Raw genomic sequence first — 653 nt, forward strand, 5'->3', positions numbered from 1 at the left:
ATCGATGAAGTGTATCTAAACCGTCTCTCTACCGAAAAATCAGGTTGTGGCGGCTTGAAAGTTCATCCAAGCAAAATGGAACACAGCATCAGTATCAGCGATAGCGATGATGATGAATAAAGTAAATTGACTTACAATAAAGGCCGTCTGAAAATTAATGTTCAGACGGCCTTTAATTATGTTATAGACACATCATGAGTACCGAAACCAAAAATTACATCACACCTACCGGTTGGCAGGCACTGAAAGACGAACTTTATCATCTGGTCAACAAAGAGCGCCCGGAAATCGTCCAAATCGTTAACTGGGCAGCAAGCAATGGCGACCGCAGCGAAAATGGCGATTATCTTTACGGCAAACGCCGTATGCGCGAAATCGACCGCCGTATCCGCTTCCTAACTAAACGCTTGGAAGCTGCTGTCGTTGTCGACCCTGAAGCGCGTGAAGCCACGGACCAGATTTTTTTCAGCGCCACCGTTGGCTTATTGCGCGGAGATGGTCGTGAACAAACCGTCAAAATTGTCGGCGTAGATGAAATTGATACCGCTAAAAACAAAATCTCATGGATTTCCCCTTTGGCACGCAGCCTGATTAAAGCACGCGAAGGGAATGAAGTTGTCTTGGATACACCGGAAGGACGCGAGATTATAGAG

General features: G+C 46.1%; 1 protein-coding gene. It reads left to right on the forward strand.

Features of this window, described 5'->3' with window-relative positions:
* Positions 1 to 194: 194 nt before the first annotated feature.
* Positions 195 to 653, forward strand: a 459-nt coding sequence (gene greB, locus ACTHUE_RS19780; protein WP_440424251.1) for a transcription elongation factor GreB, incomplete at its 3' end; no start/stop codon positions are given.

It is taken from the genome of Neisseria sp. P0021.S005 (assembly GCF_051956955.1).